General features: G+C 66.3%; 17 protein-coding genes. 7 read left to right on the top strand and 10 right to left on the bottom strand.

Features of this window, described 5'->3' with window-relative positions:
* Positions 1-56 precede the first annotated feature (56 nt).
* From rhlP to ACI48I_RS03180, 3 genes are all read left to right on the top strand, one after another.
* Positions 57-881 carry a rhombotarget lipoprotein gene (rhlP, locus tag ACI48I_RS03190; protein WP_193688604.1) on the top strand — a complete coding sequence of 275 codons (825 nt, stop codon included), beginning with the start codon at positions 57-59 and terminating at the stop codon, positions 879-881.
* Positions 874-1,476, top strand: coding sequence for a rhomboid family intramembrane serine protease (locus ACI48I_RS03185; protein ID WP_193688603.1), 603 nt, complete (start codon positions 874-876; stop codon positions 1,474-1,476). The genes rhlP and ACI48I_RS03185 overlap by 8 nt, the downstream gene beginning before the upstream one ends.
* Before the next feature lie 108 nt (positions 1,477-1,584).
* Positions 1,585-2,793 (top strand): MFS transporter, encoded by a 1,209-nt coding sequence (locus tag ACI48I_RS03180; protein WP_498573317.1) that lies wholly within the window; start codon positions 1,585-1,587, stop codon positions 2,791-2,793.
* Here the strand turns inward: ACI48I_RS03180 and ACI48I_RS03175 are convergent.
* The 7 genes from ACI48I_RS03175 to ACI48I_RS03145 all read right to left on the bottom strand — a co-directional run bounded on the left by ACI48I_RS03175 (position 2,790) and on the right by ACI48I_RS03145 (position 11,755).
* Entirely contained in the window at positions 2,790-3,551 is a 762-nt protein-coding gene (locus tag ACI48I_RS03175; RefSeq protein ID WP_193688601.1) for a slipin family protein, read from the bottom strand. The two genes, ACI48I_RS03180 and ACI48I_RS03175, sit on opposite strands and share 4 nt — an antisense overlap.
* Before the next feature lie 9 nt (positions 3,552-3,560).
* Positions 3,561-5,003 carry an NfeD family protein gene (locus tag ACI48I_RS03170; RefSeq protein WP_498573316.1) on the bottom strand — a complete coding sequence of 481 codons (1,443 nt, stop codon included), beginning with the start codon at positions 5,001-5,003 and terminating at the stop codon, positions 3,561-3,563.
* Between the two features lie 207 nt (positions 5,004-5,210).
* Positions 5,211-6,047, bottom strand: a complete 837-nt coding sequence (locus ACI48I_RS03165) for an HDOD domain-containing protein (protein WP_227496696.1) — start codon at positions 6,045-6,047, stop codon at positions 5,211-5,213.
* A gap of 169 nt (positions 6,048-6,216) precedes the next feature.
* On the bottom strand, positions 6,217-7,335 hold the full coding sequence (locus tag ACI48I_RS03160; RefSeq protein ID WP_498573315.1) for a BON domain-containing protein: 1,119 nt from the start codon (positions 7,333-7,335) through the stop codon (positions 6,217-6,219).
* A gap of 121 nt (positions 7,336-7,456) precedes the next feature.
* Positions 7,457-8,137, bottom strand: coding sequence for a hypothetical protein (locus tag ACI48I_RS03155; protein ID WP_498573314.1), 681 nt, complete (start codon positions 8,135-8,137; stop codon positions 7,457-7,459).
* A gap of 85 nt (positions 8,138-8,222) precedes the next feature.
* Positions 8,223-9,851 (bottom strand): methyl-accepting chemotaxis protein, encoded by a 1,629-nt coding sequence (locus tag ACI48I_RS03150; RefSeq protein WP_498573313.1) that lies wholly within the window; start codon positions 9,849-9,851, stop codon positions 8,223-8,225.
* 170 nt (positions 9,852-10,021) lie between these two features.
* Complete coding sequence (locus tag ACI48I_RS03145; protein WP_498573312.1) at positions 10,022-11,755, bottom strand: DUF8614 domain-containing protein; 1,734 nt, start codon at positions 11,753-11,755, stop codon at positions 10,022-10,024.
* A 196-nt stretch (positions 11,756-11,951) separates the two neighbouring features.
* Here ACI48I_RS03145 and ACI48I_RS03140 point away from each other — a divergent pair, with 196 nt between their 5' ends.
* Complete coding sequence (locus ACI48I_RS03140) at positions 11,952-12,491, top strand: REP-associated tyrosine transposase (RefSeq protein WP_193688594.1); 540 nt, start codon at positions 11,952-11,954, stop codon at positions 12,489-12,491.
* Positions 12,492-12,540: 49 nt separating this feature from the next.
* On the opposite strand, the gene ACI48I_RS03135 is transcribed toward ACI48I_RS03140, so the two are convergent.
* From ACI48I_RS03135 to ACI48I_RS03125, 3 genes are read right to left on the bottom strand one after another with little or no spacing between them, the layout of a single operon-like run.
* On the bottom strand, positions 12,541-14,013 hold the full coding sequence (locus tag ACI48I_RS03135) for an efflux transporter outer membrane subunit (RefSeq protein ID WP_498573311.1): 1,473 nt from the start codon (positions 14,011-14,013) through the stop codon (positions 12,541-12,543).
* 30 nt (positions 14,014-14,043) lie between these two features.
* The gene (locus ACI48I_RS03130; RefSeq protein ID WP_193688592.1) at positions 14,044-15,648 is read right to left on the bottom strand and encodes a DHA2 family efflux MFS transporter permease subunit; all 1,605 of its coding nucleotides are present in this window, start codon (positions 15,646-15,648) and stop codon (positions 14,044-14,046) included.
* 9 nt (positions 15,649-15,657) lie between these two features.
* Positions 15,658-16,842, bottom strand: coding sequence for an HlyD family secretion protein (locus ACI48I_RS03125; protein WP_193688591.1), 1,185 nt, complete (start codon positions 16,840-16,842; stop codon positions 15,658-15,660).
* A 112-nt stretch (positions 16,843-16,954) separates the two neighbouring features.
* On the opposite strand from ACI48I_RS03125, the gene ACI48I_RS03120 reads away from it, so the two are divergent.
* The 3 genes from ACI48I_RS03120 (at position 16,955) to ACI48I_RS03110 (ending at position 19,207) form a co-directional block, all read left to right on the top strand.
* On the top strand, positions 16,955-17,611 hold the full coding sequence (locus ACI48I_RS03120) for a TetR/AcrR family transcriptional regulator (protein WP_193688590.1): 657 nt from the start codon (positions 16,955-16,957) through the stop codon (positions 17,609-17,611).
* Positions 17,612-17,744: 133 nt separating this feature from the next.
* A complete protein-coding gene (locus ACI48I_RS03115; protein ID WP_193688589.1) occupies positions 17,745-17,930 on the top strand; it encodes a hypothetical protein in 186 nt (61 codons plus the stop codon).
* A 290-nt stretch (positions 17,931-18,220) separates the two neighbouring features.
* Positions 18,221-19,207 (top strand): polyprenyl synthetase family protein, encoded by a 987-nt coding sequence (locus ACI48I_RS03110; RefSeq protein WP_193688588.1) that lies wholly within the window; start codon positions 18,221-18,223, stop codon positions 19,205-19,207.
* Positions 19,208-19,224 lie beyond the last annotated feature (17 nt).

Here is a 19,224-nt window from a genome sequence, read left to right as displayed (position 1 = left end):
GTGCATCCCGCTCCGTGCCACCATGCGTTCCACTTTGTTAACGACACAGGTGGCCCATGCGACTCTTTCGGACTTTGCTTCTCATTTTCCTGGCTGCAGCCATCGGCGGCTGCGCCTCGACTTCGCTGCGCAGTACGCGCCAGGCCGGCAGCCTGGTCGACTTCCTGTATCCGAAAGCGACGGCGGCGCCGGAGATGACGCCGACCGTCACCGAACTGCGTCCGCCGGTGCGGGTCGGCATCGCCTTTGTGCCGGGAAGTGGCCGCAACACGGCTGTGTCGGAAGCGGAAAGAATGCAGCTGCTCGAGCGCGTCAAGGCGGCCTTCTCCGCGCACGCCTACATCGGCAAGATCGAACTCATCCCGACCTCCTACCTGCGCCCGGGCGGCGCCTTCGACAACCTGGACCAGGTCGCGCGCATGTTCGACGTCGAAGTCGTCGCGCTGCTGTCCTACGACCAGGTCCGCTTCAACGACACGAATGCGGCCGCCGTCCTGTACTGGACCGTCGTCGGCGCCTATCTGATCCAGGGCGACCGCTACGACGTCCAGACCCTGCTCGACGCCGCCGTGTTCGACGTCAAAAGCCGCAAGCTGCTGTTCCGGGCGCCGGGCACCAGCCAGGTCAAGGGTTCCGCGACCTGGGCCGGTTTCACCGAACAGGCGCGCGCCGCCCAGTCGCAGGGCTATGCCCAGGCGGTCGAACAATTGATTCCGCAATTGCAGGGCGAGCTGGGCCGCTTCCGCGAACGCGTCAAGTCCGATCCGCAATTTAAAGTCGCGAACAAGGCGGGCTACAAGGGCGGCGGCAGCGCCGGCTGGCTGGCTGCGCTGGGCGCGCTGGGCCTGTTGTGGCTGGGCCATGCGAGGCGGCGTGCCTGAGGACGGACCGGAGCGCGGGCCTGGACGCGAGCGCGCGGCGGCCGGCCTGGCGCTCGCCTGCCTGTTGCTGGCTTGCCTGCCGGAATCGGCCATCGCGGCGCTGGCCTGGGAGCGCGATGCGATCCTCGCCGGCCAGTGGTGGCGCCTGTGGACCGGCCACCTGGTGCATTTCGGATGGCAGCACGCCCTGTTCGACGCGGTCGTGCTGTTCGCCGGCAGCTCCCTCCTCGAACGCGGCCTGGGCATGCGGCGCCTGCTGCGCCAATTGCTGCTGGTTGCTCCCCTGATCTCGCTGGCGCTATTCGCCGTGCCCGGCCTGGTGGAATACCGCGGTGCTTCGGCGCTTGCCGCCACCGTCGCGCTGGCCGCGGGCATCGCCCTCTGGCCGCTGGCCGGACGCTGGCGTCCCGCCCTGCTGGCAGGCGGCCTGGCCTGCGCCGCGTCGACGGCCGCGCAAGCCATCGGTGCGGGATGGAGCGCGGCCGGCCTGCCGCCGACCGTCGCCGTCGCCTGGCAGGGGCATCTGCTTGGCGCGGCGTGCGCGCTGCTGCCCGGCTGGCGTGCAGCTAGCGCTATCAGGGCATCGAATACCTGACATCACAAGCGGAAAGCAGACTCGGAAAGCCTGGCGGTCTATAGTGGCCGGTTCCACTCGGCCCGGCATGGCGCCCGGCCGGTGTCACCACTGTAAAGACACTTTATTTTGATCAAGAAAAGCTTGCTCCCGCTGGCCCTTGGCGGCTTCGGCATTGGCATGACCGAATTCGTCATGATGGGCATCCTCCCCGATATCGCCGGCGGCCTGCAGGTCACGATCCCGCAAGCCGGCTACCTGATTACCGCCTATGCGCTCGGCGTCGTGGTCGGTGCGCCGACCCTGGTCAGCCTGCTGGCCAAACGGCCGCCGCGTACCGTACTGATCTGGTTCATGCTGATGTTCGCCGTGTTCAATGCCCTCTCCGCGCTGGCGCCGAATTATGGCCTGATGCTGGTGTCGCGCTTCCTGGCCGGCTTGCCGCATGGCGCTTTCTTCGGCGTGGGCGCCGTCGTCGCCAGCCGCCTGGCCGACGAGGGCAAAGTCGCCGCTGCGATGGCGACCATGTTCACCGGCCTGACGCTGGCGAATGTCGCCGGCGTCCCGCTGGGCACCTGGCTTGGCCACAACATGAGCTGGCGCCTGGTGTTCCTGGTCGTGGCCGCGATCGGCCTGCTGACGGCTCTCGCCCTGCGCCAGCTGGTGCCCTTCATCGAAGCACGCCCGAGCGCGGGCTTGCGCAAGGACCTCAGGATTTTCCGCAAGCCCGGCCTGTGGATGGCGCTGGCCATCACTTCGATCGGCACCGGCGGTTTCTTCGCCTGGTTCAGCTATATCGCCCCGCTGCTGACCGAGCTGTCGCGCTTCGCGCCGGGCCAGATCCCGATGATCATGACCGTCGTCGGCGTCGGCATGACGGTCGGCGTGACCGCGGGCGGCAAGCTGGCCGACCGCTTCGCACCGATCCGCGCCATCGTCATCCTGCTCACGACGATGACCGCCTTGCTGTTGATGAACGGCCTGTTCGCCACCTCGCAGACGGCCATGCTGGTACTGGCCTTCGCCACCGGCGCGAATGCGCTGGCGATGGGGCCGCCGATCCAGATGCTCCTGATCGACCATTCGCGCGAAGCGGAGATGCTCGGCTCCTCGCTCGGCCAGTCGGGTTTTAATATCGGGAATGCCACCGGCGCCTTCCTCGGCGGTATTCCCCTGACGCTTGGCTACTCCTATGCCGCGCCCCAATGGGTGGCCGCAGGCCTGGCCTTCACCGGTGTCCTGCTGTCGCTGGCAATGCTGGCAATGCGCCGTGCGCAAGCGTCCGAGCCGCCGCAGGCACGCCAGGCCAGGGTGGAACGCGCACGCGAAGCCGTCTAGCCCTCCCCTCTCCTCATCAGGTTCGACAGCAAGTCCATCGGCAGCGGAAAGACGATGGTTGCCGTCTTGTCGCTGGCCAGTGTGGACAGGGTCTGCAGGTAGCGCAGCTGCATCGCGCCCTGCTGCCGGGCCAGCACTTCGGCTGCCTGCATCAGCTTTTCCGAGGCCTGCAGTTCCCCTTCGGCGTGGATGACTTTCGCGCGCCGCTCGCGTTCGGCCTCGGCCTGGCGGGCGATCGCGCGGATCATCGATTCGTCGAGGTCGACGTGCTTGATCTCGACATTGGCAACCTTGATGCCCCAGGCATCGGTCTGGGCGTCGAGCACTTTCTGGATATCGATGTTGAGGCGTTCGCGTTCGGCCAGCATGTCGTCGAGCTCGTGCTTGCCGAGCACCGAGCGCAGCGTCGTCTGGGCCAGCTGGCTGGTCGCTTCCATGAAATTGGCCACCTGGATGATGGCGCGTTCTGGATCGACGACGCGAAAATACAGCACCGCATTCACTTTCACCGACACGTTGTCGCGCGAGATCACGTCCTGCTTCGGCACGTCGAGCACGACGGTGCGCAGGTCGACCCGCACCATCTGCTGCAGCACCGGGATCAGGAGGATCAGGCCCGGTCCCTTCACTGCCCAGAAGCGCCCCAGCTGGAACACGACGCCGCGTTCATACTCGCGCAGCACGCGCACCGACATGGCGAACAGGACCAGCACCACGACGACCAGCAGGGACAAGCCGAAACTGAATTCGAACAGCATGAGGTTCTCCTAGTGACCATTGGCGGGCGCGTCCTTGGCGGGCGGACCGCGCCCCGGGGCCGCAGGATGTGCAGAAAGATCGAGCGGGGCCACCAGCAGCACGCGCCCGCGCCGGCCGAGCACCCGCACCCGTTCGCCCTGCCTCAAGGGCGTGTCGGCCACCACCTGCCAGGTCTCGCCGCCCACATTCGCCCAGCCTTCGCGCGCGGCGTCGCCCAGCATTTCGCCGAAGCTGCCTTCGAGCGCGCCCAGCGCCCCGGGCCGCGGCCGGCGCCGCGTGCGCAGCGCGACCTGGGCGGTGGCGCCGACCAGCAAGGCCGCCACGATGCCGATGCTGGCCACCAGGCCCAGCGGTAGTCCAAAACCCGGCGCCTCGGTGTCGAACAGCAGCAAGGCACCGATCACGAAGGCGATCACGCCGCCGAAGCCGATCACGCCAAAGCTCGGCAGGAAGGCTTCGGCCAGCATGCAGGCGAGGCCGAAGAAGATCAGCGCCAGCCCCGAATAATTGATCGGCAATAGCTGCAAGCCGTACAGGCCGAGCAGCAGGCAGATGGCTCCGGCCACGCCCGGCAGCACGGCCCCTGGGCTCATGAACTCGAACAGCAGGCCATACACGCCGACCGACAGCAGGATCAGGGCCACGCTCGGATGGGTGATGGTCGCCAGCAGGCGCGTGCGCCAGTCGGGCGGCAGCTCGACGACCGCCGCGCCAGCCACGTCCACGCGCCAGGGCCGGCCGCCCACGCCGACAACGCGTCCGTTCGCCTGCGCCAGCAGGCCAGGCACGTCGCGTGCGACGATGTCGACCACCTTGGCCGCCAGCGCATCCTCCGCGGACAGGCTGACCGACTGGCGCACCGCCGCCTCGGCCCAGACCGCATTGCGTCCGCGCAGCTGCGCCAGCCCGCGCAGGTAAGCGGCGGCATCGTTGACCGCCTTGTGCTCCATGGCCGAGGGCTCGGCAGGCTTGCCGGCATCGGATGGCGCGCCACCCGGCGGCCCCGCACCGGCGCCGACCTGCACCGGCGTGGCCGCGCCGAGGTTGGTGCCGGGCGCCATCGCCGCGATATGGCAGGCGTACAGGATATAGGTGCCGGCGCTGGCGGCGCGGGCGCCGCTCGGGGCGACGAAACAGGCGACCGGCAGCGGCGCGGCCAGAATGGCGCGCACGATGATGCGCATCGAGGTGTCGAGGCCGCCCGGCGTGTCGAGCTGGAGGATGACGAGGCGGTCGCCGCGCGCCGCGGCGCCGGCGATGCCGCGTTCGATGTAGTCGGCATAGGCGGGACCGATCGGCCCGTCGACAGTCAGCAGGCTGGAGGAAGGAGCGGCATTGGCGCCCGGTGCAGCCGGCACCGCCAGCAGGAACAGCAAGAACAGCAGGCATAGCGTCGCCCACAGCGGATGCTGACCGATTCCTGACGACACATCTGCCGGCTGACGATTCACGTTTCCTCCGCGTGGAGAACATCTCCTTGCGGTTAGAACGGCTGGCTTCGGCCCAGGTTCCCGCCCTCGTGCCCGGGTTTGACGGCGCGCTACGACAGGCGCATGACGCGACAGCTCAGTTCGCGTGCAGGCCTCGGCATTGCCGCTTCAGGCCGATTCTTCAGCTTGATTTTCGCGCGATTCGACGAGGGCCGCAAGCAAGGCACGCTAGACCAGCAGCGGCCCGCCCATCGCCTTGCAGGTTTCCAGCGCCTCGGCACGGATCATGTCCAGCAAGTCTTCGTCGATGACGAAATCGAGGGCGCTGTCGGCATGTTCCGCCATGGCCGGCAGCGCCGCGCCGAGCGGCGACACGACCGGGGCATAGCCGTTCGCCAGCAGCAGCGTGTCGAGCAGGGTCGAGGGCGGCATATTGATCCAGGCGCGGCGCAAGGCACCGATGGCGTCGGCCACCGTAGCTGGGACCGCGAGCTTTTTCAGGACTTCGAGGCTGACCACGTCCTCGCACAGTTCTCCCCATTTTTCCGGATCGTCGTCCAGCAGGCCGGGGAATTCGTCGGCGCGCGAGAGCAGGTAAAAGCCGCCGACCTCGTGGATGATGCCCGCGAACAGGGCCGTATCGGGATTGACGCCGGTGACGTGGCGCGCCAGCGACCAGGCCAGCGCGGCCACGTGGGTCGTGTGTTCCCAGAGCTGCTCGGCCTTGGCGCGCAGGCCGGGGTCCTTGATGCGGCTGCCGAACTGGCGCACCACCAGGCTGGCGACGAGCGCCTGCAGGCGCCGGTAACCCATGCGGGTGACGGCGGCGCGCACGTTCGTCACGGATGCGCCGCCGCCGCTGAAGGCGGCGGAATTGGCCAGCGCGACGGTGCGCGCGGCCAGTTGCGGTTCTGCCAGAACGAGCCGGATCGCCTCGTCGAGCGGACAATCGGGATCGTCGAGCGCCTGCTGCAGGCGCAGCACGGCATTGACACTGGTAGGGAAAGTGATATCACCGCGCGAGGCTTGCGCCACGATGTATCCGAAGGCTTCGAGTTTGTTCACTTGAAAATTATAACCGCCCCTCTGCCGGGCCATGTGTTTACACGGCGCCCGGCTGCCGCCGGTGCCGGGAATGCGGCTTGCATACGACAAACGCGCGCAGCCATCGTCGACGGCTGCGCGCGCTGCTGAAGCGGCACAGGGGAAAACCGGTGCAGGACCGGCTCCCTGCTTACTTGACCTTGATCGCGCTCTTCACGCTGTGCACGCCTTCGGTTTCCTTGGCGGCCTTGACTGCCTTGTCCGCTTCGGCCTTCGATTCGACGAAGCCGCTCAGCATGACGACGCCCTTCTCGGTTTCGACGTGGATGCCCAGCGATTTCAGTTCCGGCTGCGCCAGCAGGTTCGCCTTCACCTTGGTGGTCAATGCCGTGTCGGATGCGGCAACGGCGGTGGTGCGGCCGGCGTCGCGGGTCTTGTCGGCGGCGCGGTCGGTCGCGTTATCGGTCTTCACGGCAGCGGTCGCTGCTGCATCCTTCGTGTTTTCCTTCGCGTTGGCGGCCGCCTGGCGGGACTTGTCGCCGACGTTCTCGGCCGCGTTTTCGGTCTTCTGTGCCACGGTCGAGGCAACGGCCCTGGTCTTGTCGACCACGGTCGAGGCGACTTCCTTGGTCTTCTCGGCAACGGTCGAGGCGACGGCCCTGGTCTTGTCGACTGCGGTCGCGGTGGCGGCACGGGTGTTGTCGGCGGCGCGCTCGGTGGCGTTCTCGGCACGGCCGGCCATCGTCGTCACATTGCCCTTGCTGTCGACCAGGCAACCGGTGTTCGCATTGCCGGCAACCTGTTCGCACTTGGCGACCGCGGCGGCTTTCGCTGGGTCCTTGGTGTCGGTGCTGGCGACCAGGCCGGCGCTGCCGCTGGCGCCGACGGCGCCCGAGCCCTCGCGGCCGGCCTTGGCGTCGGCCAGCGCAGCGGTGCGCACCGACTTGGCGTTATCCATGCAGCTGTCCTTGTCGGCGCCGCTCTTGGCGTCGCATTTGGCTTTCGCTACTTCATAGTCGGCCTCGGCGACCTTGTTGCGGGCGCTGGCGCGGCCTTTTTCGGAATTGTTGTACTTGGCGATGGCATCCGATTCGGTGCGCGCGCGTGCGGCTTTCGCCTCGGCCATGCAGACATCCTTGTCGTTGCCGCTCCGGGTATCGCACTTGGCGGTAGCGGCTTTGTACTCGGTGGCGGCCTTCTGGCTCACGTTGCGATAGGTCGCAGGATCGTGGTTCAGGGCGGCAGTCGGGGCAGCGGCGAAAGTAGCGCCGGCTGCGGTGGCCAGCAGAGTGGCGAGCAAGGTTTTCATGGCGGTGTCCCTGGGTAGGTTGTTGTGATAGCGTCATTAAACGCGCCCTACCCCATGACATCTGTGCGACAACGAACACTTGTCGAAAAAACCATAAAACGCGGGTGCACAGCCAAGCGGATCAGTCTTTCAACAAGCCCTCGTGCCACAGGGGTGCCGCGTCTTCGAACGGGGCGTCGGCCTTGCCGAAGCGGCTGCCATCCTGCGCCAGCGCGACCCAGGCCCGGGTATCGTGTCCGCCGCGCGGCGTCTGCCCGGCGCGCACTTGCGCCAGCCAGCCGTGCACGCGGCCATAGGCGCCTGGATGGCTGTGGCGGATCCAGGCCAGCGCCGCCAGGTCGGCATAGGCCTCCTCGCGGCGCGATTCGCGCAGGGCGCGCGCGATCGCCAGCAGGGAGCCGTCGCTGGCCATTTCTTCGCCGACTTCCACGAAGCCCGCCGGCAGCGCATTCCAGGCGCCCTGTGCATGACGCCAGCAATGGGCGATCTCGTGCGCCGCCATCGTCTCGATCAGCTCGCCCTGGCTCTCTTCGGCGACGCCCGCGAAAACGGCCTCGGCCTGCGGATTGCCGCGCAGCGACAAGACCAGTTTGCAGCGGCCGCCGTCATAACCCATCGCCAGCGGCACGTCGGTGGCGCGTGCCTGCGGCTGGACGATGATGTCGATCGGCAGTTTTAAAGTTTGGGAATACACGAGGACGGGAGAGGCCGCCTGTAACCAGCGCGTTTCGAGCGCCGTCAGTTCGGCAGCCTGGGCGCTTGCGCCGGCGAGCAGCGCGAGGGACAACAAGGATTTAAACATGGGACACATCCGGGTTCGACGAAATGCTTCAAGGCAATTCTAGAACCCAGAATATCTTCCCGCGCAGAAATATTTTTGTCCCTGTTCAAACCGACAAGGCCAGGCGCGCTCGTTGCGGCATGGACGCCACAGTCTCGCTGCCCTGCTGTGCCATTTTGAAGACACTGACCACGTCCGCCAGCGTCGCCGCCTCATCCTGCAGCGAAGCGGCGGCCGCGCTGGCCTGCTCGACCAGGGCGGCGTTCTGGCGGGTCGCCTCGTCCATCCGGCCAATGGCGCTGTTGACCTGCTCGATGCCGGCGCTCTGTTCGGCGCTGGCCGCGCTGATCTCGGCCATGATGTCGGTCACGCGTTTCACGCTGGTGACGATCTCGTCCATCGTGCTGCCGGCCTCGTCGACCAGGCGGGCGCCGGCGTCGACGCGCTCGACCGAGCTGCCGATCAGGGTCTTGATTTCTTTTGCTGCCGCAGCCGAACGCTGGGCCAGGTTGCGCACCTCGGTGGCGACGACGGCAAACCCGCGTCCCTGCTCGCCGGCACGCGCCGCCTCCACCGCGGCGTTCAGCGCCAGGATGTTGGTCTGGAAGGCGATGCCGTCGATCACGCCGATGATGTCGACGATCTGTTTGGACGAGGCGTTGATCGAGGCCATGGTCTCGACCACCTGCGCGACCACCGCACCGCCTTTCAGGGCCACGCTCGACGCCGACTCGGCCAGGGCATTCGCCTGGCGTGCATTGTCGGCGTTCTGGCGCACGGTGCCGGTCAGTTCGCCCATCGAGGCGGCGGTGTCCTGCAGCGTGCGGGTCTGGTTGTCGGTACGGTTCGACAAGTCCTGGTTGCCGGCCGCGATCCCGGTCGAGGCCTCGGCAATCGTCAGGGTGCCGCTGCGCACCTGGGAAACGATGTCGACCAGGCTGTCGCGCATGCCGGCCATCGCGAACAGCAGGCTCGAGCGGTCGCCCGGCGCGGTGGCGATCTGCACGTCGAGCTTGCCGGCGGCGATGCTGCGCACGATGTCGGCGGCGTAGCCCGGCTGGCCGCCGAGCTGGCGCAGCAGGCCGCGGCTGATGAACCAGGCGCCCAGGCTGCCTGCGGCCACGGCAATCGCGCACAGCCCCATCATCCAGGCAAAGAAACTGCCGGACAAGGCGCGTGCTTCGCCGGCCGCATCCTTGTTCAGTTGCTCTTCGAGGTCGATCAGGCGGTTCACGCTGGCCAGCCAGGACACGAAGGCCGGGGCCGCGCTGTGCGCCAGCAGCGCACGTGCACCGTCGAGGTCGCCCGCCAGGCGCAGCTCGGTGACTTTCGCAATCAGGGGCTGGGTCTTGCGCTCGTCTTCCTTGATCGCGGCCAGCGCGGTCTTTTCGTCGGCGAGGATGTCGGTGCGGGCGGCGAACAGGGCGTCGAGGGCCGTGCCGGCACGCTCGTAATTGGCGGCCAGCACGCGGATCTGTTCGATCGCCGGCTGGGCGGCGGCATTGTCGCCGGCCAGTACCACGTCGCGCAGCGCGATCGCGCGGTCGTGCACGCTGCCGCGGAAATTGATGGCGTGACGCTGCTTGACGTTGTTGACGTCATTGATACGGTTCAGGGTGGCATCGATGTTGCCGACGCGGCTTACCGCCAGCGCCGTCAGCACCATCATCAGCGCCAGGACGGCGCCGAAGCCCAGCGCCAGACGGACGCCGATCGTCATTTTCGAAGAAAACATGGAAGCTCGCTCAAGGTCAGCCGGAAGGACGCTCCGGTCGCGCCGCAGGCTATTTATTGCCAGGCGGAAATTTAGCGAAACTATAGCAGAGTTCCATGCGATTTCGTCAAATTTACCTTAAGCTCCGGGTCAAAACCTGGTCAAAATGATGGATTTATCCGACATGTTGCTTATCGCTGCCCTTGCGCCGTCAATGCAGTGGCCGTTACAAAGGCCGGGCGAATGTCGTTCGGCACCGCTTTCATCTTGTCGAGCGCCTTCTGCACGTCCGGGCGGATGACGACATACTTCTCCATCAGCGCCTTGGCGCGCGCATAGTCCCCCAGCGCCTCGATGGTGAGGAATTCGCGGTCGAGATCGATCACGCCCTGCCTGATTTTTTTAAAGTCGACCGAGAACGTGCCATCGCCGTGCGAGACGAAAGCGCCCTTGTCGAGCAGGTAGTTCACCTGGATCGCCATGCCGCGCGCGTGCGAATCCGTCAGGCCGAAGTGCAGCGTGCGGAAGCACGAGGCGAGGAAGGTGTTGTAGAGCTTGCGTTCGGCCTGCTCCCCCTGCCCCAGCGTGTCCTTCAGCTGGCCCTTGTCCATCATGTAACTCAGGGCCCACAGTCCGGTGACGTCGGCTTTCGCTTCCTCAATCGTCGAATAGGCTTCCTTCAGGTCCTGGCGCGGCGTCGATTCCTTGCCGCCCTGCTGCGTGTGGTGCGGACCCAGGCCGTGCGTGATTTCATGCGCCAGGATGTGGGTGAAGAAGGAATCGAAATCGAGGTCTTTCTGGTCTTGCGGGCGCAGGACCAGTTTCGTGATCGGCTTCAGGGTCGATTCGAACTTCGCTTCCTGGATATTTTTGAGCATCACGCGCTTCGAGCCGCGTTCGCGGATGATGCGCTCGTCGTTCGGCAGGTTGTAGGCGGCCGTCTGCACGCCCATGTTGCCGTCGCCCGCGCCGTAGACCTGGTTGACGACCACCATCGGCGCCATCGCCCCGACCTTCGGATTGCGGTACTGTTTATCCACCGGCAGGTTGTCTTCCAGCTCCTGCATGTGCTTGCCGAAGAAGTTCAGCTTCTGCGTCTCTTTCGGATCGCGCACGTTGACATAGGCTTCGAAGGCCGCCTTGTAGCCGAACAGTTCGTCGTTATAGGTCTCATACGGTCCGATGGTGATGTCGACCGGCGAGTCGAGGTCCATCCAGGCGAAATCGGAGGCCAGGTAATCGTTCGACAGGAAGGCGTCGGCGCGCAGCAGCAGGAATTTTTTCAGCGAGGCGTTGTCCGTGCTGGCGGCGGCATCGCGCAGCAGCTTGGCCAGCTGGGTGAGTTCGGTCTTGTATTCCTCGGAATACGGCACGCTGCGGAATTTCCCCGCGCCGTCGCTGCGGATCACGGTGAAGAACCACTGCGCTGCTTCCTTGTCCTTCGCGGACAGGCCGTTCATCCAGGTCTCCAGGGCTTCCTTGCTGGCGCCGGCCGGATAGAAATTGGCGCCGTCGGGTTTGCGCGCCGGGATCTTGATGCCGGCGTACTCGGGCGGCATGAAGGAGGCGTTGCCGTCGATGATGGACCACGGGCCCTTGTTCAGCCAGAAGTAACGCTGGCGCGCCTTGCCCAGCGGAGAACTGTCCTTCTGCAGCGCCGCCCACAGCGCCTCGTTGCCGGCCCAGCGCTGGCGCAACTGCAGGGTATCGACGATCTTCGCCGCCTCGATCAATTTGCCGATCGCCGCGCGGTCGCCTTTCGACAGCCCGGCCGTCTCGGCGCGCAGCTCGACCGGGGCGAAGCGTTTCGCCATGGCGTTCAGTTCGGCGACAGTCGCCGCATGTGGCTTGGCGGCAGGCGCCTCGGCTGCCGTGACGGCGCCGGCAGCGATGGCCAGCACGAGTGGTGCGAGAAGGTGTTTCATGTGTCCCCGTTATATTTTGAATACAAGCAAGCGATTGTAATACGGTGAAGGAACCGAATTGGCGTTTTGGACGACATGGTGGTGCACCGTAGGGTGGGCATGCCCACGCGGACACCGTTCGAATTTCGCGGCCATACGCGTGCACGTTTGCGCTGACGCATCAGGGAAACGTACTGTCCAATTACGATGCCGAACCATGACACGCTACCGTCGTCTCCAGGCAGGCCCCACCTATTTCTTCACTGTCGTCGCTTTCCAGCGCCGGCCGATCTTCTGCGACCCCGGGTTTCGCGCCGCCCTTCGGCAATCGATCACCACCGTCCGCGTCGCGCGTCCCTTCACCATCGACGCCTGGGTTCTGATGCCGAACCATATGCACTGCATCTGGACGCTGCCCGAGCGGGACTTTGATTATGGGCGGCGATGGGGCGAGATCAAGCGTTACGTCTCGAATGTGTGCCGCGAGACGCTGCACGATCCGGCTCTCTTGAAACGATCAACGAAAAAACGTAATGAATCGACGATCTGGCAGCGGCGCTTCTGGGAGCACCAGATTCGCAATGATGTCGATTTCGAACGGCATATGGATTACGTGCATTTCAATCCGGTGAAGCATGGGTTCGTGTTGAACGTCGCCGAGTGGGAGCATTCGACGTTTCACCGGTATGTGCGGAATGGGGTGTATGCCCAGGATTGGGGCGGGACGGCGGAGGCGCGCACGTTGCAGTTGGATTGAGCGGTCGGGTGGGCATGCACACGTAACGCGTGGGCATGCCCACGCTACGTCAGCGCACCGTCGCCAGCGCGGGCGCCTGCGTCCAGCCGCCGCCAAGCGCACGCGCCACCGCCACGGAAGCCAGCAGACGCTGGGTACGGATCTGCGCGGCGGCGCGGTCCGCGGCCAGGGCGCTGCGCTGGGCGTCGGTGACATCCAGGTAGGTCGAGATGCCGCGCTCGTAACGCGCCTGCGCCACCAGCAGCGCACGCGCGGCCGCTTTCTGGGCCTGGGCCTGCACGTCGCCCTGCTTCTGGCGTTGCTGCGCATCCGACAAGGCGTCTTCGACTTCGCGCAGTGCGGTCAATAAACGGTTCTCGTGGTTCGCCACCGCTTCCTCGTAGCGCGCCTTGTACAGGTCCAGGTTGGCTCGATTGCGGCCGCCGTCGAAGACCGGCAGCGACAGGGCCAGCGGCCCGATCGAGAACTGGCGCGCGCTGCCGCCGGCCAGGTCGCGCAGCGATTGCGAAGCATAGCCGAAATTGCTGGTCAGGCTCACCGACGGATAGAACATGCCCTCGGCCACGCCGACTTGCGCATTCGCCGCGCGCAGGCTGGCCACGCTGGCCGCCAGGTCCGGGCGCTGCGCCAGCAGGCTGGCCGGCAGGCCGACCGGGATCGATGGCGGCAGCGGCAGCGCCGGTTTCGCCGCGACCGGCAGCAGCGGCGTGCTCGGCGAGGTGCCGACCAGCACCGCCAGCGCGTGCTCGACCGCGTTGCGCTGGCGCTGCACCTCGTGCAGGTCGGCTTCGGCGTTCGCGCGCTCGACGCGGGCGCGCGAGACATCGAGTTCGTTGGTGAGGCCCGCGTCGAAACGCGCCTCGACCAGTTCCTGCGCTTCGCGCCGGGCGCCCAGCGCGTTCGCCAGGATCGCCTGTTCGGCATCCAGGCCACGCAGCTGCCAGTAGCTCTGCGCCACCTGGCTCGAGAGCATCAGCAGCACGCCGTCGCGGTCGTCCTGGGCGGCGAGGGCCTGGGCGTCGGCCGCTTCGATCACACGGCGCACGCGGCCCCAGATATCGAGCTCGTACGACAGCGCCGCGCCCACCGAGAAGTTGTTGCCTTCGATCGAACGCCCGCCCAGGGCCAGCGCCTGCGAAGTCTCGGCCGAGGTGCGCGAATTCGACACGCCGGCATTCACCGACACGTTCGGCGCCTGGCCTGCGCGCAGCACGCCGAGCTGGGCCTGCGCCTGCAGCAGGCGCTGCGCCGCGGCTTTCGCGCCCGGATTGTCGCGCAGGGCGCGCTCTTCCAGGCCGCTCAGGGTGGCGTCGTTGAACACGGTCCACCAGTGGGCCGGCAGGCGCGCTGCATCGGAAACGACAGCCGGTTCGGCATGGCGGTAAGCCGGCGCCTCGACCGCTTTCGGGGCCACGAAATTGGGCCCGATGGTGGAACAGCCGCTGACCATCAGGGCCAGCGCGGCGCTCACGCCGACCGCCAGCGCACGTTGCGGAAACAGCTTGGCAAAGGAATCGAACATCGTTTTTCTCATCTCTTCAATTCAATGAAATCAGTGACCGCCACCGCCGGCACCGCCGGGGGATTTGACCTTGTCGGCGAGCCAGACCATGGCGATGCAGCCGATCAGGATCGCGCCGACGATAAAGAAGCCGTCGTTATAGGCCATCACATAGGCTTCGCGCCGCACGATGCGGTCGAGCGCGGCCAGTGCCTGGTTGGCCGCGGTAGCCGGATCGATACCGCTGGCGACAAACGCTTGCGTCATCTGGTCGATACGTTCCTGGGTCGGCGCCGCATAGGTCGACACCGACTCGCCGAGGCGCGCGGAATGAAAATGCTCGCGGTTGGTGAGCGAGGTCGCCAGCATTGCGATACCGACCGAGCCGCCCAGGTTGCGCGTCATGTTGAACAGGCTCGAGGCCGAGGGCATGTCCTTCGGCGCGATGCCGTTCATCGCGAAATTCGACAGCGTCAGCATCACGAAGGGCTGGCCGATCGCGCGCACGATCTGGGTGATCATCAGCTGGTCGTAGCCGGTGGTGGCGTCCATGTAGGCATTCATCAGGCAGGAGCCGCCGAACAGCAGCAAACCGAAGCTGCACATGATGCGGTTGTCGACCTTTGACGACAAGGCCGCCGCAAACGGCATCACGATCAGCTGCGGCAGGCCGACCCAGGCGATCACTTCGCCGATCTGCATCGGCGTGTAGCCGGCGATCTGTCCCAGGTACAGCGGCAGCAGATAAGAGGAGCCATACAGGCCCATGCCGGTGACGGCCGACAGCACGGTCGCGATCAGGAAGTTACGCTGGCCGTACAGGCGCAGGTTCACGAAGGACTGCTGGCGCGTAAAACTCGTCGCCACCCAGCCGAGGATGCCGACCAGCGCCAGCGCCGCGAAGGTGATGATGAATTCGGAATCGAACCAATCCTTCGAATTGCCCTCTTCCAGGAAGATGGTCAGGCAGCCGAGACCGAGCGCCATCAGGCCGATGCCGAGCCAGTCGGCGTTGACCAGGGTCCTGATCTGCGACGGTTCGCGGTCCAGGCCATAGATCATGCCGGCGATCAGCAGCACGCCCGGCACCCAGTTGATGTAGAAGATCGACGGCCAGCCGTAGATCTCGGACAGGTAGCCGCCCAAGGTCGGGCCCATGGCCGGGGCCAGGGTCGCCGTGAGGCCGAAGATCGCCATGCCGACCGCGCGCTTGGAACTGGGCAGGCGCGTCATCACGAGGGTCATCGCCATCGGGATCAGGGCGCCGCCGGTGAAACCCTGCAGCATGCGGAAGACGATCATGCTCTCCAGGTTCCAGGCCGCGCCGCACAGGGTCGAGAACACGAGGAAGAGGGAGGTAGTGCCGATCATGTAGCGGCGCACGCCGAAGGCGCGCCCGAACAGCGCCGTCATCGGGATCACGACGATCTCGGCGCACAGGTAGGCGGTCGAGATCCAGGAGCCCTCTTCCTGGGTCGCCGAGAGCGTGCCCAGGATGTCGCGCAGCGAGGAGTTGGTGATCTGGATGTCGAGCACCGCCATGAAGGCGCCCAGCATGCCGGCGGCGACCGCGATCCAGGTGCGCGCATCGACGCGCGCACCGGCGGCGGGTGCGCCCGGGAAGACCGCGGGCGCGGGCTTGGTCGTACTCGTCATGAAGCCGCCTTATTTAGCTGGCTGTGCCGCCGGCTGGGCCGATGCGGTTTGCGCCGGCCCGGCCGGCTTCGATTCCGCCTTCTGGCGCAGGTCGATCTCGGCAACCACCGACATGCCCGGCACCAGGCGGCCCGTCAGGCGCTGCACGTCGGCCGGGGCCAGCGTGATCTTGACCGGCACGCGCTGCACGATCTTGGTGAAGTTGCCGGTCGCGTTATCGGCCGGCAGCAGCGCGAACTGGTTGCCCGAGGCCGGCGAGAAGCTGTCCACGCGGCCGACCAGGTGTTCGTCCGGCAGCGCGTCGATCTGCAATTCGACCGCCTGGCCCGGCTTCAGGCCGGCCAGCTGGGTTTCCTTGAAGTTGGCGTTGACCCAGACCTTGTCTTCGACCACGGCCACCAGCTGCTGGCCCGGCTGCACGCGCGCGCCCACTTCCACGCTGCGGCGGCCGATGCGGCCATCGACCGGCGCCAGGATGCGGCCGTAGCTGACCTGCTGCTTCGCGTCCTTCAGCTGCGCCTGCAGCACCTTGATCTGGGCCTTCAGCACGTCGCGCGCGGAGGATGCGGCATTGATCTGCGCCTTGGCGGCGCTGGCCGTGTCGCGGCGCGCATTGACGTCGGCGGCGGCGGCCGTGCGCGCAGCGTTCGCGGCATCGACTTCGGCTTTCGAAACGGCCTTCATCTGCTTCGTGTACAGCTGGCCGAAGCGCTCGGCGTCCTGGCGCGCGCGCAGCGCGAGGGCCTGCGACTGGCCGACCTGCGCCTGCGCCGCCTGAGCCTGGGCGCGCACCTGTTCGACCTGCGCGTCGGCCTGGATCACCTGCTGCTTCGCGCTGGCGATCTGCGCCTCGATCTGCTCGACGCGCACGTGCTGGTCGGCCGGGTCGAGTTCGGCGATGACGTCGCCCGCCTTCACATGCTGGTTGTCTTCCACCAGCACGCGCGTGACGACGCCGGCGATGCGCGCCGACACCGGGTGCACGTGGCCGGCGACATAGGCGTTCTCGGTATCGACGAAGTTATGGCTGCGGTACCACATGCGTCCACCGGCAGCCAGCGCCGCGATCGCGATCAGCCCGACCACGACGAGCACGCGCTTGTTGGGCGGGGTCTTGCCGGCGGCGGCCGGGGCCGGGGCTGATGGAGGATTGGCAAGCGGCTTCTGCTCGACCGTAGGCTGCGTTTGGGACATGGAGCAACTCCGAAAAGGGAATAGGTAACTTCTTACATTATTCGACAAGCGCCTCAGTTCGTCAAGAAATGAAACGGTTGCATTTCATTTGTTGGTGATTTACAGTGATGCCATGAGCAAATCATCGTTAGCAAGCCGCGTTCCCTGCCTGCGCGGCGCCGGCCGGCCGAAGGCAAGCGACGTCGAAGCCCGCATGCACGACCTGATCGACGCCGCCGCACGGCTGTTCCTGACCAACGGCTATACCCGCACCAGTCTGGAATCGATCGCCCGCGCCGCGCGCGTGGCCGTGCGCACCATCTATGTGAAATTCGGCGGCAAGGCCGGGCTGCTCGAAGCCGTGCTGGTGTCGCGCCGCGAACAATTCTTCCGCATCGCCGACATGGAACACGACATGCGCCCGTTCCGCGCGGTCGTCGACGATTTCGCACGCCAGTTCTTCGACCTGCTCTGCCAGGACCAGTTGATCGCGATGCAGCGCGTGGTGATCGCGGAGGCGGCCGACAACCCGGAACTGGCGCATACCTTCTTCGACACCGGCCCGCGCATGACGCGCGAGATGCTCGAACGCTTTTTTGCGCGCGCCGACATCCGCGCCCAGTTGCGCGAGGACCTGCCCTTCGAACAGCTGCCCGCTTTCCTGACCAGCTGGATTTCCGGGGACGCCATGCAGCGCTTCGTTTTTCCGCACGATCAACCATCGCATGCCGAGGCGCATCGCCTGCTGGCGCAGCGCCTGGAGATGTTCTATCGCGCGGTGCTGAGGTAGCTGTACGGCTGAGCGAAATGTGCGTCATCGCACCGATCCGGTGCACCCCCTGTGAGAAACTGACTCCCTATCTCAAGGAGGATGTCATGGATATCAACAAGAACATCACGACGGTTCAGCACAAGGGGGCAATATGAGCAAGACTTCTCGTTACGAATGGCGCGACCAGCAGGCGTCCCTGCATGAGCGCATGAAGGGCTTCCTGCAAAATCCGGGCAACGAGCAGCTCGAAGCGGTGGTCGCCGAAATGCGCGCCTACGCCGATGCCGCCAAGTCGGGTCATATCGAGATCCCGCAAAGCTGGACCAGCTACGGCTGATCGCCGATCCGGCGCCACGCGGCGCCACCATAAGAATGCCGCCCTGCTCGCGCTTGGCGGCATTTTTTATTGGCCCTGCTACGGAAATACCCGCGACATTGCACGCCATATCACCGGGACAATATCGGGACGCGGGTCTCCAGTTCGCCCACAAAGCGTCAAATTTGACGAGAATAAGCCGTACAACCCAGGCACACCATTGAAACATTGACGATTCCGCCGGATCGATTCCGGTATCATCCATGGCAAATCAAGCAATTTTCCCAACCATTCAGCACAAGGATCGGCGCATGACGACGATGACTGGACGATTCAGCGGGCGCGACATGGAGATGGCGGGCGATCCCTGGCTGGCGGAACTGGCCGCGATCCGGCACGCGTTCGAAGAACGCATGGCGCAGCTGTTGCCCGACAGCGGCAACGGCAGCGATACCCTGGCGGCAGCAATGCGCGCCGGCACCCTCGGCGCCGGCAAGCGCATGCGTCCGCTGCTGCTGATGCTGGTCGCGCGCGACCTCGGCTGCGCCTCCCCGGCCCTGGTCGATATCGCCTGCGCCGTCGAGATGGTGCATGCGGCCTCGCTGATCCTCGACGACATGCCCTGCATGGACGACGCCATGCTGCGCCGCGGCCAGCCGACGATCCACGTGCAATACGGCGAAGACGTCGCCATCCTCGCCTCCGTCGCCCTGCTCAGCCGCGCTTTCGGCGTGCTCGCGACCGCGCCCGGCATCCGGCCCGAGGTGCGCGCACGGCTGGTGGCGAAACTGGCCGAGACAGTCGGCAGCCAGGGCCTGGTGCGCGGCCAGTTCGAGGACCTGCGCGGAGGCGGCCAGCGCTCGGAAGCGGAAATCGCCAGCACCAATGAGTTGAAGACGGGCGTGCTGCTCGGCGTCTCGGTCGACATGGCCGCGATCCTGGCCGAGACCGACGACTGCGTCGCCGAATCGCTGCGCGCCTTTGCGCTCGCCGCCGGCCACGCCTTCCAGATCCGCGACGATTTCCAGGATGATCCGGCCAACGACACGAGCGTGACCGGTAAAGATACCGGCAAGGACCTCGGCAAGGCCACGCTCATCAACGCGCTCGGCTTCGAGGAAGCGAGGAAGCGCCTGGCGCGGCACCTCGACGAGGCCGACCGCTGCCTGACCGATGCGATCGGCAGCAAGCAGCGCACGCGCCGCTTCGTCGACACGCTGTTCGGCCAGGGTGGCGGCTTTCGCTTCGCCGGCCGCCCGCTTGCTGCGACGCCGGACCGGCACCTGGTGCGCCATTGAGCACGCCTTCGACGCTC

It is taken from the genome of Massilia sp. LXY-5 (assembly GCF_059801075.1).
Note: the sequence above shows the minus strand (reverse complement) of the source record. Positions and strands in the feature narration are given on the sequence as shown.

Coding starts and splice junctions, on each gene's coding strand:
- rhlP (WP_193688604.1), top strand. CDS start 57: ATGCGACTCTTTCGGACTTTGCTTCTCATTTTCCTGGCTGCAGCCATC.
- ACI48I_RS03175 (WP_193688601.1), bottom strand. CDS start 3,551: ATGCTGTTCGAATTCAGTTTCGGCTTGTCCCTGCTGGTCGTCGTGGTG.
- ACI48I_RS03160 (WP_498573315.1), bottom strand. CDS start 7,335: ATGAAAACCTTGCTCGCCACTCTGCTGGCCACCGCAGCCGGCGCTACT.
- ACI48I_RS03155 (WP_498573314.1), bottom strand. CDS start 8,137: ATGTTTAAATCCTTGTTGTCCCTCGCGCTGCTCGCCGGCGCAAGCGCC.
- ACI48I_RS03150 (WP_498573313.1), bottom strand. CDS start 9,851: ATGTTTTCTTCGAAAATGACGATCGGCGTCCGTCTGGCGCTGGGCTTC.
- ACI48I_RS03145 (WP_498573312.1), bottom strand. CDS start 11,755: ATGAAACACCTTCTCGCACCACTCGTGCTGGCCATCGCTGCCGGCGCC.
- ACI48I_RS03140 (WP_193688594.1), top strand. CDS start 11,952: ATGACACGCTACCGTCGTCTCCAGGCAGGCCCCACCTATTTCTTCACT.
- ACI48I_RS03135 (WP_498573311.1), bottom strand. CDS start 14,013: ATGTTCGATTCCTTTGCCAAGCTGTTTCCGCAACGTGCGCTGGCGGTC.
- ACI48I_RS03130 (WP_193688592.1), bottom strand. CDS start 15,648: ATGACGAGTACGACCAAGCCCGCGCCCGCGGTCTTCCCGGGCGCACCC.
- ACI48I_RS03125 (WP_193688591.1), bottom strand. CDS start 16,842: ATGTCCCAAACGCAGCCTACGGTCGAGCAGAAGCCGCTTGCCAATCCT.
- ACI48I_RS03120 (WP_193688590.1), top strand. CDS start 16,955: ATGAGCAAATCATCGTTAGCAAGCCGCGTTCCCTGCCTGCGCGGCGCC.
- ACI48I_RS03115 (WP_193688589.1), top strand. CDS start 17,745: ATGAGCAAGACTTCTCGTTACGAATGGCGCGACCAGCAGGCGTCCCTG.
- ACI48I_RS03110 (WP_193688588.1), top strand. CDS start 18,221: ATGACGACGATGACTGGACGATTCAGCGGGCGCGACATGGAGATGGCG.